General features: G+C 66.2%; 14 protein-coding genes. 13 read left to right on the top strand and 1 reads right to left on the bottom strand.

What is annotated here, in order from left to right:
- Window positions 1-22 precede the first annotated feature (22 nt).
- The 3 genes from mscK to trxC all read left to right on the top strand — a co-directional run bounded on the left by mscK (window position 23) and on the right by trxC (window position 5,450).
- A complete protein-coding gene (gene mscK / locus AAHK21_RS15720; protein ID WP_367857728.1) occupies window positions 23-3,328 on the top strand; it encodes a mechanosensitive channel MscK in 3,306 nt (1,101 codons plus the stop codon).
- A gap of 165 nt (window positions 3,329-3,493) precedes the next feature.
- Window positions 3,494-4,954 carry a protein adenylyltransferase SelO gene (selO, locus tag AAHK21_RS15715; protein ID WP_367857727.1) on the top strand — a complete coding sequence of 487 codons (1,461 nt, stop codon included), beginning with the start codon at window positions 3,494-3,496 and terminating at the stop codon, window positions 4,952-4,954.
- A 61-nt stretch (window positions 4,955-5,015) separates the two neighbouring features.
- On the top strand, window positions 5,016-5,450 hold the full coding sequence (trxC, locus tag AAHK21_RS15710; protein WP_367857726.1) for a thioredoxin TrxC: 435 nt from the start codon (window positions 5,016-5,018) through the stop codon (window positions 5,448-5,450).
- Here the strand turns inward: trxC and AAHK21_RS15705 are convergent.
- The gene (locus AAHK21_RS15705) at window positions 5,447-6,220 is read right to left on the bottom strand and encodes a ParA family protein (protein ID WP_023630116.1); all 774 of its coding nucleotides are present in this window, start codon (window positions 6,218-6,220) and stop codon (window positions 5,447-5,449) included. The genes trxC and AAHK21_RS15705 overlap by 4 nt on opposite strands.
- Before the next feature lie 313 nt (window positions 6,221-6,533).
- Here AAHK21_RS15705 and AAHK21_RS15700 point away from each other — a divergent pair, with 313 nt between their 5' ends.
- Genes AAHK21_RS15700 through AAHK21_RS15655 form a run of 10 tightly spaced genes read left to right on the top strand, consistent with a single transcriptional unit; the run spans window position 6,534 to window position 14,366 of the window.
- The gene (locus AAHK21_RS15700) at window positions 6,534-7,250 is read left to right on the top strand and encodes a beta-ketoacyl synthase chain length factor (protein WP_367857725.1); all 717 of its coding nucleotides are present in this window, start codon (window positions 6,534-6,536) and stop codon (window positions 7,248-7,250) included.
- Window positions 7,226-8,044, top strand: coding sequence for a lysophospholipid acyltransferase family protein (locus AAHK21_RS15695; protein ID WP_367857724.1), 819 nt, complete (start codon window positions 7,226-7,228; stop codon window positions 8,042-8,044). Before AAHK21_RS15700 ends, AAHK21_RS15695 begins: the two co-directional genes overlap by 25 nt.
- Entirely contained in the window at window positions 8,013-8,285 is a 273-nt protein-coding gene (locus tag AAHK21_RS15690; protein ID WP_023632703.1) for a phosphopantetheine-binding protein, read from the top strand. Before AAHK21_RS15695 ends, AAHK21_RS15690 begins: the two co-directional genes overlap by 32 nt.
- A gap of 9 nt (window positions 8,286-8,294) precedes the next feature.
- On the top strand, window positions 8,295-8,549 hold the full coding sequence (locus AAHK21_RS15685; protein WP_023632702.1) for an acyl carrier protein: 255 nt from the start codon (window positions 8,295-8,297) through the stop codon (window positions 8,547-8,549).
- Window positions 8,546-9,091: a hypothetical protein gene (locus AAHK21_RS15680; RefSeq protein WP_367857723.1), complete on the top strand. Its 546-nt coding sequence runs from the start codon at window positions 8,546-8,548 to the stop codon at window positions 9,089-9,091. The genes AAHK21_RS15685 and AAHK21_RS15680 overlap by 4 nt, the downstream gene beginning before the upstream one ends.
- Entirely contained in the window at window positions 9,088-10,767 is a 1,680-nt protein-coding gene (locus AAHK21_RS15675) for an AMP-binding protein (RefSeq protein WP_367857722.1), read from the top strand. Before AAHK21_RS15680 ends, AAHK21_RS15675 begins: the two co-directional genes overlap by 4 nt.
- Window positions 10,760-11,494 carry a glycosyltransferase family 2 protein gene (locus tag AAHK21_RS15670; RefSeq protein WP_367857721.1) on the top strand — a complete coding sequence of 245 codons (735 nt, stop codon included), beginning with the start codon at window positions 10,760-10,762 and terminating at the stop codon, window positions 11,492-11,494. The genes AAHK21_RS15675 and AAHK21_RS15670 overlap by 8 nt, the downstream gene beginning before the upstream one ends.
- Window positions 11,491-12,423, top strand: coding sequence for a glycosyl transferase (locus tag AAHK21_RS15665; RefSeq protein WP_367857720.1), 933 nt, complete (start codon window positions 11,491-11,493; stop codon window positions 12,421-12,423). The genes AAHK21_RS15670 and AAHK21_RS15665 overlap by 4 nt, the downstream gene beginning before the upstream one ends.
- Window positions 12,404-13,948, top strand: coding sequence for a histidine ammonia-lyase (gene hutH, locus AAHK21_RS15660; protein WP_367857719.1), 1,545 nt, complete (start codon window positions 12,404-12,406; stop codon window positions 13,946-13,948). The genes AAHK21_RS15665 and hutH overlap by 20 nt, the downstream gene beginning before the upstream one ends.
- Complete coding sequence (locus AAHK21_RS15655) at window positions 13,941-14,366, top strand: thioesterase family protein (RefSeq protein WP_023632105.1); 426 nt, start codon at window positions 13,941-13,943, stop codon at window positions 14,364-14,366. Before hutH ends, AAHK21_RS15655 begins: the two co-directional genes overlap by 8 nt.
- Window position 14,367 lies beyond the last annotated feature (1 nt).

Raw genomic sequence — 14,367 nt, 5'->3', positions numbered from 1 at the left:
GCGTAACACAAGAACTCTGCCTATGTCCCTGCGTGACCATTGCCGCGCAGCCCTGCTGGGGCTGTGCCTGACCCTCTCGTTCGCCGCCGGCGCGGTGGAAATCCCGACCACTCCGGGCATCCAGAGCAGCCTGAGCAAGATCGCCGAGCGCAAACTGCCGGAAACCGAGCAGAAAGCCGTGCAGCAGGTGCTGGAACAGACCCTGGCGCTGCTCAACGCCCGCGACGACAGCGAAAAGAAGCTCGAAGCCCTCAAGCAGCAGCTGGCCAACGCCCCCCAGGAGATCCGCGACAGCCAGCGCGAGCTGATCAAGCTCAAAGCCTCCAGCGTCGTGCCGGTGGCGCAGCGCTACGCCAGCCTGACGGTGCCTCAGCTCGAACAGATGCTCAGCGAGCGCAGCACTCAGCAGGGCGACCTGCAGAAGGCGCTGTCCGAAGCCAACAGCCTGATCATCAACTCCCAGACCCGCCCCGAGCGCGCCCAGGCCGAGATCAGCGGCAACCAGATGCGTGCCCAGCAGATCAACAACAGCCTCAAGAGCGGCAAGGACAACGGCAAGTCGATCAATGCCGACCAGCGCAACCAGCTCAACGCCGAGCTGGCCTCGCTCAACGCCCTGACCCTGCTGCGTCGCCAGGAACTGGCCGGCAACAGCGTGTTGCAGGACCTGGGCAACGCCCGCCACGACCTGCTGATCGAGCGCGCCACCCGCCAGGAACAGGAAATCCAGGACCTGCAGACGCTGATCAACGAAAAGCGCCTGGCACAGTCGCAACAGGCCGTCACCCGCCAGTCGATCGAGGCGCAGAAGGCCGGCGGCAGCAACTTGCTGGCCACCGAAAGCACCGCCAACCTGCAGCTGTCCGACTACCTGCTGCGCAGCACCGACCGCCTCAACGAGGTGACCCAGCAGAACCTGCGCACCAAGCAGCAGCTCGACAGCCTCACCCAGGCCGACCAGGCCCTGGACGAGCAGATCAATGTGCTCAAGGGCAGCCTGTTGCTGTCGAAGATCCTGTACAAGCAGAAGCAGGCCCTGCCGCACCTGAAGCTCGACCGCAACCTGGCCGACCAGATCGCCGATATCCGTCTGTACCAGTTCGAGATCAATCAGGAACGCGAACAGATGAGCAGCCCGTCCAACTATGTGGACAAGCTGCTGGCCAGCCAGCCCGAGGAAGATGTCACCCCGCAATTGCGCAAGGCCCTGCTGGAAGTGGCAATCACCCGCGGCGACCTGCTTGAGCGGTTGAACCGCGAGCTGTCGGCGCTGCTCAACGAATGCATCACCCTGCAACTGAACCAGAAACAACTGCTGAGCACCGCCCAGAACCTGCGCACCACGCTGGAAGAGCAGATGTTCTGGATCCCCAGCAACAAGCCGCTGGACTGGCAGTGGCTGCGCGAAGTACCCGAGGGCCTGGCCTACCAGGTGGCCAGCCTGCCCTGGGGCGCGGGTATCAAGGAGCTGGGCGACGGCCTGGTGCAGCAGCCGCTGCTGTTCCTGCCGCTGATCCTGGTGATCGGTGCCCTGCTGTGGCGGCGCAAGGCCCTGTACCGGCGCCTGGGCAAGGTCCACCAGGACATCGGCCACTTCAAGCGCGACAGCCAGTGGCATACGCCCCAGGCGATCCTGATCAACATCCTGCTGGCACTGCCGGTGGCCCTGGCGCTTACCCTGGGCAGCTACGCCCTGCAACTCGACGCCCGCGGGCAGAACGCCAACCTCGGCGCCGCCCTGTGGCAGATCGCCCAGGCCTGGCTGGTGTTCTACACCGCGTACCGCATCCTTGCCCCGGGCGGCGTTGCCGAGATTCACTTCCGCTGGCACAAGCCCCAGGTCGAGTTCCTGCGCGGCTGGGTACGTCGCCTCGGTACCGTGGTACTGGCCCTGGTCGGCGTGGTGGCGGTGGCCGAGCACCAGCCCTCGGCGCTGGCAGACGACGTACTGGGCATCGGCGTGGTGCTGACCTGCTATGCACTGATGGCCTGGCTGCTCAGCCGACTGCTGCTGAGCAGCCCCGCGCACCAGGACACTTCGCTGTTTCGCAAGGCGGTCGGGGTGGCCTTCACCGCCCTGCCCATCGCCCTGTTCGTGGCGGTGTGCTTCGGCTACTACTACACCGCCCTCAAGCTTACCGACCGGCTGATCTACACCCTTTACCTGCTGTTGTTCTGGCTGGTGATCGAGGCCGCGTTCGTGCGTGGCCTGTCGGTGGCGGCGCGGCGCCTGGCCTACCAGCGCGCCCTGAGCAAACGCCAGGCCGCCAAGGAAGGCCTGGATGGCGAGGTGGTGGTCGAGGAGCCGACCCTGGACATCGAACAGGTCAACCAGCAGTCGCTGCGCCTGATCCGCCTGGCTCTGCTCGGCGGCTTCATCGGCGGCTTGTACTGGGTCTGGTCGGACCTGATCACGGTGTTCGCCTACCTCAACAACATCACTCTGTACGAGTACAGCAGCGGCACCGGCGCGGCTGCCAGCATGGTGCCGATCAGCCTCGGCGACCTGCTCGGCGCCATGGTCATCGCCGGCATCGCCGTGGCCCTGGCCAGCAACCTGCCCGGCCTGCTCGAAGTGCTGGTGCTGTCGCGACTGAACTTGGCCCAGGGCAGCGCGTACGCCATTACCACGCTGTTGTCCTATGTGATCGCCGGGGTCGGTATTGTCAGCACCCTGGCCACCCTCGGAGTCAGCTGGGACAAGCTGCAGTGGCTGGTGGCGGCATTGTCACTGGGCCTGGGCTTCGGCATGCAGGAGATCTTCGCCAACTTCATCTCCGGCATCATGATCCTGTTCGAACGCCCGGTACGCATCGGCGACACCATCACCATCGGCAATTTGTCCGGCACGGTGAGCAAGATCCGCATCCGTGCCACCACCATCACCGACTTCGACCGCAAGGACATCATCGTCCCCAACAAGACCTTCATCACCGGCCAGCTGATCAACTGGTCGCTGACCGACACCGTCACCCGGGTGACGCTGAAGCTGGGCATCGACTACGGCTCGGACCTGGACCTGGTGCGCGACCTGCTGCTCAAGGGCGCCCACGAGAACCCGCGGGTGCTCAAGGACCCGGAGCCGCTGGTGTACTTCCTCAACTTCGGCGAAAGCTCGCTGGACCACGAGCTGCGCATGCACGTGCGCGACCTCGGCGACCGCAACCCGACGCTGGACGAGCTCAACCGCTATATCAACCGTGAGTTCAAGGCGCACAACATCAAGATCTCGGTGCGCCAGGTGGAGGTATTCCTCATGGACGCGAAGAACGGCAAGCAGCAGTTGATCCCGATGGACAGCAAACCGGACAGCACGCCGCCGAGCTGAGTGGACTGCGACAGGCATGCCCTCCAGAATGCAGGCGAGGGCTTTGCCCTCGATCGCCGGCAAGCCGGCTCCCACAAGATGGCATGCCTTGCCCTGTGGGAGCCGGCTCGCCGGCGAAAGGGCCGCACGGCGGCCCCAATGGCACCGAATTCAGGAGCAGGCCCCGTGAAGTCCCTCGACCAACTCACCTTCGACAACCGCTTCGCCCAACTCGGCGATGCCTTCTCCACCCAGGTCCTGCCCGACCCGATCGCCGACCCACGCCTGGTCGTTGCCAGCGATTCGGCAATGGCCCTGCTCGACCTCGACCCGGCCCAGGCCGAGCTGCCGGTGTTCGCCGAGCTGTTCAGCGGCCACAAGCTCTGGGAAGAGGCCGACCCGCGGGCGATGGTCTACTCGGGCCACCAGTTCGGCTCCTACAACCCGCGCCTGGGCGATGGCCGCGGCCTGCTGCTGGGCGAGATCCTCAACGAGGCCGGCGAACACTGGGACCTGCACCTCAAGGGCGCCGGCCAGACGCCTTACTCACGCATGGGTGATGGCCGGGCCGTGCTGCGCTCGTCGATTCGCGAGTTCCTTGCCTCCGAGGCCCTGAGCGCGCTGGGCATCCCCAGCAGCCGGGCACTGTGCGTGATCGGCTCGAGCACCACGGTGTGGCGGGAAACCCGCGAAAACGCCGCGATGCTGCTGCGCCTGGCCCAGAGCCATGTGCGCTTCGGCCATTTCGAGTACTTCTACTACACGAAACAGCCAGAACAGCAGCGAGTGCTCATCGACCATGTGCTGCACCAGCACTATCCCGAATGCCGCGACGCTGAACAGCCTTACCTGGCCATGTTCCGCACCTTCGTCGAACGCAACGCCGAGCTGATCGCTCGCTGGCAGGCCTACGGCTTCTGTCATGGGGTGATGAATACCGACAACATGTCGATCCTCGGCATCACCTTCGACTTCGGCCCCTACGCCTTCCTCGACGACTTCGACGCCAACTTCATCTGCAACCACTCCGACGAGCGCGGCCGCTACAGCTACGCCAACCAGGTGCCGATCGCCCACTGGAACCTCAGCGCTCTGGCCCAGGCCCTGACCACGGTGATCGAGGTCGAGCCGCTGAAGGAGACGCTCGCGCTGTTCCTGCCGCTGTACCAGGCCCACTACCTGGACCTGATGCGCCGCCGCCTGGGCCTGACCACCGCCGAGGACGACGACATGGCCCTGGTCGAACGCCTGCTGCAACGCATGCAGAGCGGCGGTGTGGACTACACGCTGTTCTTCCGCCGCCTGGGCGAGCAACCGGTGGCCGAGGCCCTGCAAGTGGTGCGCGACGATTTCGTCGACCTGGCCGGTTTCGATGCCTGGGGTGCGGACTACCTGGCACGCTGCGAGCGTGAGCCGGGTAATGCCGAAGGTCGCCGTGAGCGGATGCATGCGGTCAACCCGCTGTACATACTGCGCAATTATCTGGCGCAGAAGGCCATCGAAGCGGCAGAGGCCGGTGACTACAGTGAAGTGCGTCGGCTGCATCAGGTGCTGAGCAAACCGTTCGAGGAACAGCCCGGGATGCAAGCGTATGCCGAGCGACCGCCGGAGTGGGGCAAGCACCTGGAGATCAGCTGTTCGTCCTGAACGACGCCCTTTTGTGGAGCCCGCTCCCACAGTGCCCCTTGAATGCCCACTGGAGCTGAACATGCCTGACCCACTGCTTATTCCCTGCCCCCACTGCAACGGCCTCAACCGCATCCCCGCCGAGCGCCTGGGCGACACGCCGAAATGCGGCCGCTGCAAACAGAACGTGCTACTGAGCACCTCGTTCGAGCTGACCGAAGGCAACTATGCCGCCCAGATCAAAGGTGATCTGCCGCTGCTGCTGGATGTCTGGGCCGACTGGTGCGGCCCGTGCAAGAGCTTCGCCCCGACCTTCGAACAAGCCGCTCGCCAGCTGTCGGGCCGCTGCCGCCTGGCCAAACTCGACAGCGAGGCCAACCGCAACCTGGCCGGCCAGTTGGGTATCCGCTCGATCCCCAGCCTGATCCTGTTCAAGAATGGCCGCGAAGTGACCCGCCAGGCCGGTGCGTTTCCACTTCAGTCATTACTGGAATGGCTACGCAGCCAAGGGATCTAGGCGCTACGCTCCAGCAGATCATGCAACTCGACGAACTGCTGGGTCAGTTTGTGCCGTGGCTCCAGGTGGATCAGCGGCAGGCTGGCGTGGTGCGACTCACGCATCTTCACCGAACTGCCGAGGTAAACCGGTAGCACCGGCAGGCCCTCGGCCAGCAGTTCGTCGAGCATCTGCTGGGGCAGGCTGGCGCGGGACTGGAATTGGTTGACCACGATACCCTCGACCATCAGGTCGTCGTTGTGGTCTTCCTTGAGCTCGTCGATCTCGGCCAGCAGGCCATACAGGGCCTGTCGCGAGAAGCTGTCGCAATCGAAGGGGATCAGCACGCGATCGGCCGCGATCAATGCGGAAACCGCGTAAAAATTGAGTGCTGGAGGGGTATCGATATAGATCCGCTCGTAATCCTCGTCCAACTCGTCGAGCAGTTTGCGCAGCTTGTTGATCTTGTGCTTGGCCTCGAGCTTGGGCTGCAGGTCGGCCAGCTCCGCAGTGGCAGTCACCACATGGAGATTATCGAAGGGCGTTTCGTAGATATCGACCTTGTTCTTCTTGGCGAACGGCCCGCTGGACAGCGACTGCTTGAAGAAGTCGGCGATGCCCATGGGGATATCGTCGCCGGTCAGGCCGGTGAGGTACTGGGTCGAGTTGGCCTGGGCATCCAGGTCGATCAGCAAGGTCCGGTAGCCTTCACTGGCACTGACCGCCGCAAGATTGCAGGCAATGCTCGACTTGCCCACGCCACCTTTCTGATTGAACACCACGCGCCGCATGTCAGACCTCCGTGTATCAACGAATGCCCGAGTATGTGGCGACACCGCGCCATTGGCCAGCGTTGTTCGCTCAAGTTGACGGTAAGCCGCCCGACAACCTGCGAGTAACCGACTGTCGGAAACCATGCAGGCATGGAGGCGGACACGACGCAGATGCGTGTGGATATTGTCCGATAGCCATCATGTGGATTGATACACGTCCCGTGCACCGGGATAATGCGCGCCACCTTCCCGTGCGCCTAGCCCGCACGGCGCGTGCTCCGAGTCATTCCCACGGACAGGAACTCCCTCAGGGCGGAACGTCACACTCATCATGATCACCTTTGACATCAGCCAATGGCGTGCCTGGGCCCCGGGCCTGCAGAGCCCTGCCGACTGGCAGGCCTGGGCGCACGGCGCCGAACGCCAGCCCTGTGCCGAGCAGGCGCCGGACGTGGCGTTCCTGCCGGCATTGCAGCGCCGCCGCCTGAGCCATATGGCGCGCATGGCCTTTGCTGTCGGCTGGCCTTTGGCCGAAGGCCACGCCCAGTTGCCGCTGGTGTTCGTCTCACGCCATGGTGAAACCCCGCGCACCTTCTCGATCCTCAGTGAACTGGCCAGCCAGCAGCCCCTGTCGCCGACCCAGTTCAGCCTGTCGGTGCACAACGCGATGATCGGCCTGTGGTCGATCATGCGCGGGCAAACCTGCGAGATGACCGCCCTGGCCGCCGCCGGCGACGGCTTCGAGCAAGGCGCCGCGGAAGCCGCCGCGCTGCTGGCCGAAGGTGCGCCGGCGGTGCTGCTGATCGTCACCGAGGAACAACCTCCGGCCGCCTACGCGCCCTGCATCAGCGATGTACCGTTCGCCTACGCCGTGGCGCTGCTGCTCACCCCCGGCCGGCAATGGCAGTTGTCCCTTGAGCCTGCACAAACGGCGCCAGCCCCCGAGCTGCCCCATGCCCTGGCCTGGCTGCACGCCTCGCTCAACGGCCACAACGCCTTTTCACACACCTGGAGCCGTCGCACATGGAACTGGCGACGTCAGCCATGAACCGTCCCCGCGACGCCTACCTGTGGCGCCTGGCGGCCACCGCCCTGAGTTTCCTGCTGTTCGGCCTCGGCGGGCTGTGCCTGCGCCTGCTGGTATTTCCCATGCTGGCCTGCCTGCCCGGCAGTGACGAGCAGCACCGCCAACGCGCCCGCCGCACCATTGGCTGGCTGTTCTGGCGGTTCATCCTGATCATGCGCAGCCTCGGTGTGCTCACCTTCGACATCAGCGGCGCCGAACGCCTGGGCCGGCGCGGGCAGATGATCATTGCCAACCACCCTTCATTGATCGACGTGGTGTTCCTGCTCGGGCTGGTGCGCAACGCCAACTGCGTGGTCAAGCACAGCCTGTTCGGCAACCCCTTCACCCGTGGGCCGGTGCGCGAGGCGCAGTACATCGGCAATGACGGGAGCCTGGACATGCTCGACAATGCCGCTGCTTCGCTGCAACAGGGCCAGCCGCTGGTGATCTTCCCCGAAGGCACCCGCACCCCGCCTGGCCAGGCCCCGGCCTTCCATCGTGGCGCCGCCGCAATCGCCCTGCGCGGTGCGAAAATCATCACACCGGTGATCATCAAGGTCAGCCCCACCACCCTGACCAAGCACGAACCCTGGTACCGCATCCCCCGGCGGCGCGTGCACTTCAGCCTGCGCGTCGGCGCCGATATCGACCCCCAGGCCTTCGCCAGCCTTGGCCCGGCGCCCCTGGCGTCGCGCAAACTCAATGATTACCTGCACCAGTACTACAACAAGGAGCTCGCCACCGATGAGCGATGCACAGCACGACCTGAACCGTGACATCAAGCAACTGATCATCGACGCCCTGGGCCTGGAAGACATCAGCGTGCAGGACATCGATGACGCGCAGACACTGTTCGGCGAAGGCCTGGGCCTGGACTCGGTGGACGCCCTCGAACTGGGCCTGGCGATCCAGAAGCGCTACGGCATCAAGATCGACGCCGATGCCAAGGACACCCGCAGCCATTTCACCAACGTCGCCACCCTCGCGGCGTTCATCACCGCTCGCCAGGCCGCCTGAGACCGCACCATGCAAAACCGCGAAGACATCTTCAACACCCTCCGTGACGCCCTGGTCGAGCTGTTCGAGCTCGAGCCCGAGCGCATCAGCCTGGAATCCCACCTGTACCAGGACCTGGAAATCGACAGCATCGATGCCATCGACCTGCTCGACCACATCAAGCGCAAGACCGGGAAGAAGATCAGCGCCGAGGACTTCAAGTCGGTACGCACCGTCAACGATGTGGTCGAAGCGGTTCATCGCCTGGTAAACAGCGCGGCATGAAACGCCTGGTCGGCCTCGGCCTGCTGCTGGCCGGCGTGCTGTATCCGTTTGCCGTGCACTACGGCCTGGGCCACTTCGCCCCGTGGCAGTTCGCCCTGCTGCTCGGCGGCCTGTGGCTGGCCCGCGCACTGAGCGCGCCACAACGCCCCGGTGGCCTGTGGATGGCACTGGCGGCGCTGGGGTTCTGCGTGTTGCTGGCGCTGTCCGACAGCGCGCAACTGCTGCGCTGGTACCCGGTGCTGATCAGCGGCTTCATGCTCGGCCTGTTCGGCACCAGCCTGATGCAGGGCATGCCAGTGGCCGAGCGCCTGGCGCGCCTGCGTGAACCCGAGCTGCCAGCGGCGGCGGTGCGCTACACGCGCCGGGTGACCCAGGCCTGGTGCCTGTTCTTCCTGGTCAACGGCCTGATCGCCGCCGGCCTGACACTGTGGGCGCCGCTGGCCTGGTGGACCCTGTACAACGGCCTGATCGCCTATGCAGCGATGGGCCTGCTGTTCGCCGTGGAATGGCTGATACGTCAACGTGTGCGAGGACGCACATGAACTGGATCAACCTCGAACACCTGTTGCGCCCGCAGGCGTTGCCGCGCCCGGTGACCGAGGCGCCTGCCCTGGACCACGCCGCGCTGTGCCAGCAAGCACTGCGCCTGGCCGGCGGCCTGCAAGCTCAGGGCGTGCAACGCCTGGCGGTGCATGTAGACGACGCCGCAACGCTGGCCATCGCCCTGCTCGGTGCCTGGCGCGCCGGGGCCGAGGTACTGCTGAGCGCCGACTTGCAACCGCAGACCCGTACCCGCTGGCAGGCCCAGGTCGACCTGTGGCTCAGCGACCAGCCTGGTGACCCACAGCTCGACGACCTGCTGGGCGAGCCACTGGCCAGTGCCGATCTCGACCCGGACCAGTGTCGCATCAGCCTGTGCACCTCAGGCTCCAGCGGCGAGCCCAAACGCATCGACAAATGCCTGCGCCAGCTGGGCAACGAAGTCATCGCCCTGGAGCAGCTGTGGGGGGCTTCGCTGGGTGATGCGCACATCCTCGGCAGCGTCGCCACCCAGCACATCTACGGCCTGTTGTTCCGCGTGCTGTGGCCGCTGTGCGCCGGGCGCGGCTTCGCCCGCAAGGCCCAGCCGTTCCCCGAAGACCTGCAACGCGCCAGCCGCGAACACCCGTCGTTCGCCTGGGTGGCCAGCCCGGCGCTGCTCAAGCGCATGGGCGACAACCTCGACTGGCCGGGGCTGAGCTCGGTGCGCCGAGTATTCTCCTCCGGCGGCGAACTGCCCGCCGCAGCCGCCGAACACCTGCAACAGCGCCTCGGCCAGTGGCCAACGGAAATCCTCGGCAGCTCCGAAACCGGCGGCATCGCCTGGCGCCAGGGCGAAGCGCTGTGGCAGCCATTCGCCGACGTAGAGCTCAGCCAGGACGCCGAAGGCGCCCTGCGCATCGCCTCACCCTACCTGCCTGCCGGCCACGTCGAGCACAGCGCCGATGCCGTCGAGTTTGCCAGCGACGGGCGCTTCCGCCTGCTCGGCCGCCTCGACCGCACCGTCAAGCTGGAAGAAAAACGCATCTCCCTGCCCATGCTCGAGCAGGCCCTGTGCTCCCACGCCTGGGTCGCCGAGGCGCGCCTGGGGGTGATCGAAGAAGGCCGCGCCTTCCTCGGTAGCCTGCTGGTGCCGAGCGCCGAAGGCCTGCATGTGCTGCGTAACCAAGGTCGCCGCGCACTGGTGGAGGGCCTGCGTGCGCACCTGGCCGAACACTGCGAGACCATCGCCCTGCCCCGGCGCTGGCGCCTGTTGCGCCAGCTGCCGTACAACGGCCAGGGCAAGCTGCCCCAGGCCGAGGTGACGGCCCTGCTGCTGGCAGCCCGGAGCCAGGCGCCCGAGGTCGTGGAACAGGCCCGCGAAGACCACCAGCTGCAACTGCGCCTAGCCGTGCCGCTGGACCTGCCCTGCTTCACCGGCCATTTCCCGCACACGCCGGTATTGCCTGGTGTGGTCCAGGTCGACTGGGCCATCGCCCTCGCTGCACCATTACTGACCGCCAACCTGCGCTTCGCCGGCATGGAAGTGCTCAAGTTCCAGCAACTGGTACGTCCCGGCGACATGCTGCAGTTGGACCTGCGCTTCGAGGCGGCACGCGGCAAGCTGTACTTCAGCTACACCCGCGCCGGCCAGCCCTGCGCCAGCGGCCGCATCCTGCTGGAGGTGGCCTGTGCATAAACCCTGCGCGGTGATCCCGGTGTACAACCACGAACAGGCCGTGCCCAAGGTGGTCGACGACCTGCTGCACGCTGGCCTGCCCTGTGTTCTGGTGGATGACGCCAGCCATGCGCCATGCGCCGAGGTGTTGCGTCAGCTGGCCGAGCGCGCGGATGTGCATCTGGTGCAACTGGCAGTCAACCAAGGCAAGGGCGGCGCGGTGATGGCCGGCCTGCGCGAAGCCGCGCGGCTGGGCTTCAGCCACGCCCTGCAGGTGGACGCCGACGGCCAGCACGACCTGGCCGATGTCGGCCACTTCCTGGCCCAGTCGCAGGTTTATCCACAGGCGCTGGTGTGCGGTTATCCCCAGTACGACGCCAGTGTGCCCAAGGGTCGCCTGTATGCCCGCTACCTCACCCACGTGTGGGTATGGATCAACAGCCTGTCGCTGGCCATTCCCGATTCGATGTGCGGCTTTCGCGTCTACCCGCTGCCGCCCACCCTGGCGCTGATCGACAGCGTCAAGCTGGGTCGGCGCATGGATTTCGACCCCGAGATCCTGGTGCGCCTAGCCTGGCGCAACCAGCCGATGCGCTGGCTGCCGACCCGGGTGCACTACCCGCAGGACGGCCTCTCGCACTTTCGCCTGGTATACGACAACGCACTGATCTCGAAGATGCACGCCAAGCTGTTCTTCGGCATGCTGCTGCGCAGCCCTCTGATTCTCTGGCGCCGGTGGCTCCGATGAGCGAGCAGCACTGGGCCGCGCAACGCGAGCGCGGCAGCTTCCGGTTGATGCAGTTGACCGCGCTGCTGGCGCGCCTGCTCGGGCGCCGCCTGCTCAGCCCGCTGATCCATGTGATCGTCGCCTACTTCTTCCTGTTCGGCCGCCGCGCCCGGCGCAGCGCCATGCAGTACCAGCAGCGCCTGCACCAGTGGAGCGCCGGGCAGACGCCAGCCCCCAGCCAGTGGCAGGTGTTTCGCCAGTTCATGGCCTTCGCCGACGCCCTGCTGGACAAGCTCGACGTGTGGAACGGCCGCCTGCGCCTTGAAGATATCGATATCAATGACCCGGCCGGACTGCGCGGGCAGCTGCGCGGCGAGCGCGGGCAACTGCTGGTGGGCGCCCACCTGGGCAACCTGGAAGTGTGCCGGGCGCTGGCCGAGCTGGGCGAGCAGGTGACCATGAACGTGCTGGTGCACACCCGCCATGCCGAGCAGTTCAACCGCCTGCTGGGCGAGGCCGGCGCTACTCACCTGCGGCTGATCCAGGTCAGCGAGCTGGACCCGGCGATCATGCTGCAGCTCTCCCAGCGCCTGGAACGTGGCGAGTGGCTGGCGATTGCCGGCGACCGTGTGCCGCTGCATGGCGCGCGCACCGCCACCGTGGACTTCCTCGGCCAGCCGGCTGCCTTCCCACAAGGCCCGTGGCTGCTGGCCGGATTGCTCGGCTGCCCGGTCAACCTGCTGTTCTGCCTCAAGCTCAACGGCCGCTACCAGATCACCCTGGAACCCTTCGCCGAACAGCTGCAATGGCGGCGCGCCGAGCGTGACCAGGTGATCCAGCAATGGACGGCACGCTACGCCGAGCGCCTGGCGCATTACTGCCGCCAGGCACCGCTGCAATGGTTCAATTTCTACCCCTTCTGGAAGAGCGATGACGATGCAACCCCATGAGCCTGTCACCTTCGGCGAAGCGCCGCTGGCCATCGAGGACGTGCTGGCCGTGGCCGAGCGCCGCGCCGCTACCCGCCTGCAGGACGACGCCGCGTACCGCGAGCGCATCGCCCGTGGCGCGCGCTTTCTCGATACCCTGCTCGACCAGGAAGGGGTGATCTACGGGGTCACCACCGGTTACGGCGACTCCTGTGTGGTGGCCGTGCCGCTGGAGCATGTCGAAAGCCTGCCGCGCCACCTGTACACCTTCCACGGCTGCGGCCTGGGCCGCCTGCTCGACGCCCCGGCCACCCGCGCGGTGCTGGCGGCGCGCTTGCGCTCGCTGAGCCATGGCGTGTCCGGGGTGCGCATGGAGTTGCTGGAACGCCTGCAACTGTTCCTCGAACACGACATCCTGCCACTGATCCCCGAAGAGGGCTCGGTGGGCGCCAGCGGCGACCTGACGCCACTGTCCTACGTGGCCGCGACTCTGTCCGGCGAGCGCGAGGTGCTTTACCGGGGCGAACGCCGCAGCAGTGCCGAGGTGCACCGCGAGCTGGGCTGGCAACCCCTGGTGCTGCGGCCCAAGGAGGCCCTGGCACTGATGAACGGCACCGCGGTGATGACCGGCCTGGCCTGCCTGGCCTTCGCCCGCGCCGACTACCTGCTGCAACTGGCAACCCGTATCACCGCACTCAACGTGATCGCCCTGCAGGGCAACCCCGAGCACTTCGATGAGCGCCTGTTCGCCACCAAGCCGCACCCAGGCCAGACCCAGGTGGCCGCCTGGCTGCGCCAGGACCTGGCCATCGACGCGCCGCTGCCGTCGCTGCACCGTCTGCAGGACCGCTACTCGCTGCGCTGCGCACCCCATGTGCTCGGCGTGCTGGCCGACAGCCTGGGCTGGCTGCGCGGCTTCATCGAAACCGAGCTGAACAGTGCCAACGACAACCCGATCATCGACGGCGACGCCGAGCGCGTGCTGCACGGCGGGCACTTCTACGGCGGGCATATCGCATTCGCCATGGACAGCCTGAAAACCCTGGTGGCCAACGTCGCCGACCTGCTCGACCGGCAACTCGCGCTGCTGGTGGACGTGCGCTACAACCACGGCCTGCCAAGCAACCTGTCCGGCGCCGAGGCCGAACGGGCGATGCTCAACCACGGCTTCAAGGCCGTGCAGATCGGTGCCAGTGCCTGGACCGCCGAAGCGCTCAAGCAGACCATGCCGGCCAGTGTGTTCTCGCGCTCCACCGAATGCCACAACCAGGACAAGGTGAGCATGGGCACCATTGCCGCACGCGATGCCCTGCGGGTGCTGGAGCTGACCGAGCAGGTCGCCGCCGCCACCTTGCTGGCGGCCAACCAGGGCGTCTGGCTACGCGCCCGCCAGGCCGACACCCGGCCTTTGCCGCCGGCGCTCGAACAGATGCACCAGGCGCTGCTGGCCGACTTCGCCCCGGTCATCGAGGACCGCGCCCTGGAACACGACCTGCGCCTGTGCCTGACCCGTATCGGCCAACGCCACTGGAGGCTGCATGCGTAACCCCGGGGTGTTTCACGTCGACAGCGAAGTCGTCGTGCCGTTCTTCGATGTGGACAGCATGCACATCGTCTGGCACGGGCATTACGTCAAGTACCTGGAGGTCGCCCGCTGCGCCCTGCTCGAGCGTCTGCAGCACGATTACCGGGGCATGCAGGCCTCCGGCTACCACTGGCCGGTGATCGACCTGCAGCTGCGCTATATCCGTGGCGCCACCTTCGGCCAGCGCCTGACCGTGCGCGCCAGCCTGGTGGAATGGGAGAACCGCTTGAAGATCCATTACCTGATCAGCGATGCCGAAACCGGCGAGCGCATGACCCGCGCCAGCACCGTGCAGGTGGCCGTGCATATCGACAGCGGCGAGATGCAGCTGGCCTCGCCGCAGGTGATGCTTGATGCGGTTGCGAAGGTGCTGGCATGAG

This window comes from Pseudomonas sp. TE50-2 (assembly GCF_040813665.1).
Lineage (GTDB): Bacteria > Pseudomonadota > Gammaproteobacteria > Pseudomonadales > Pseudomonadaceae > Aquipseudomonas > Aquipseudomonas soli.
The sequence above is the reverse complement of the archived record's forward strand: the minus strand, read 5'-3'. Positions and strand labels throughout refer to the sequence as shown.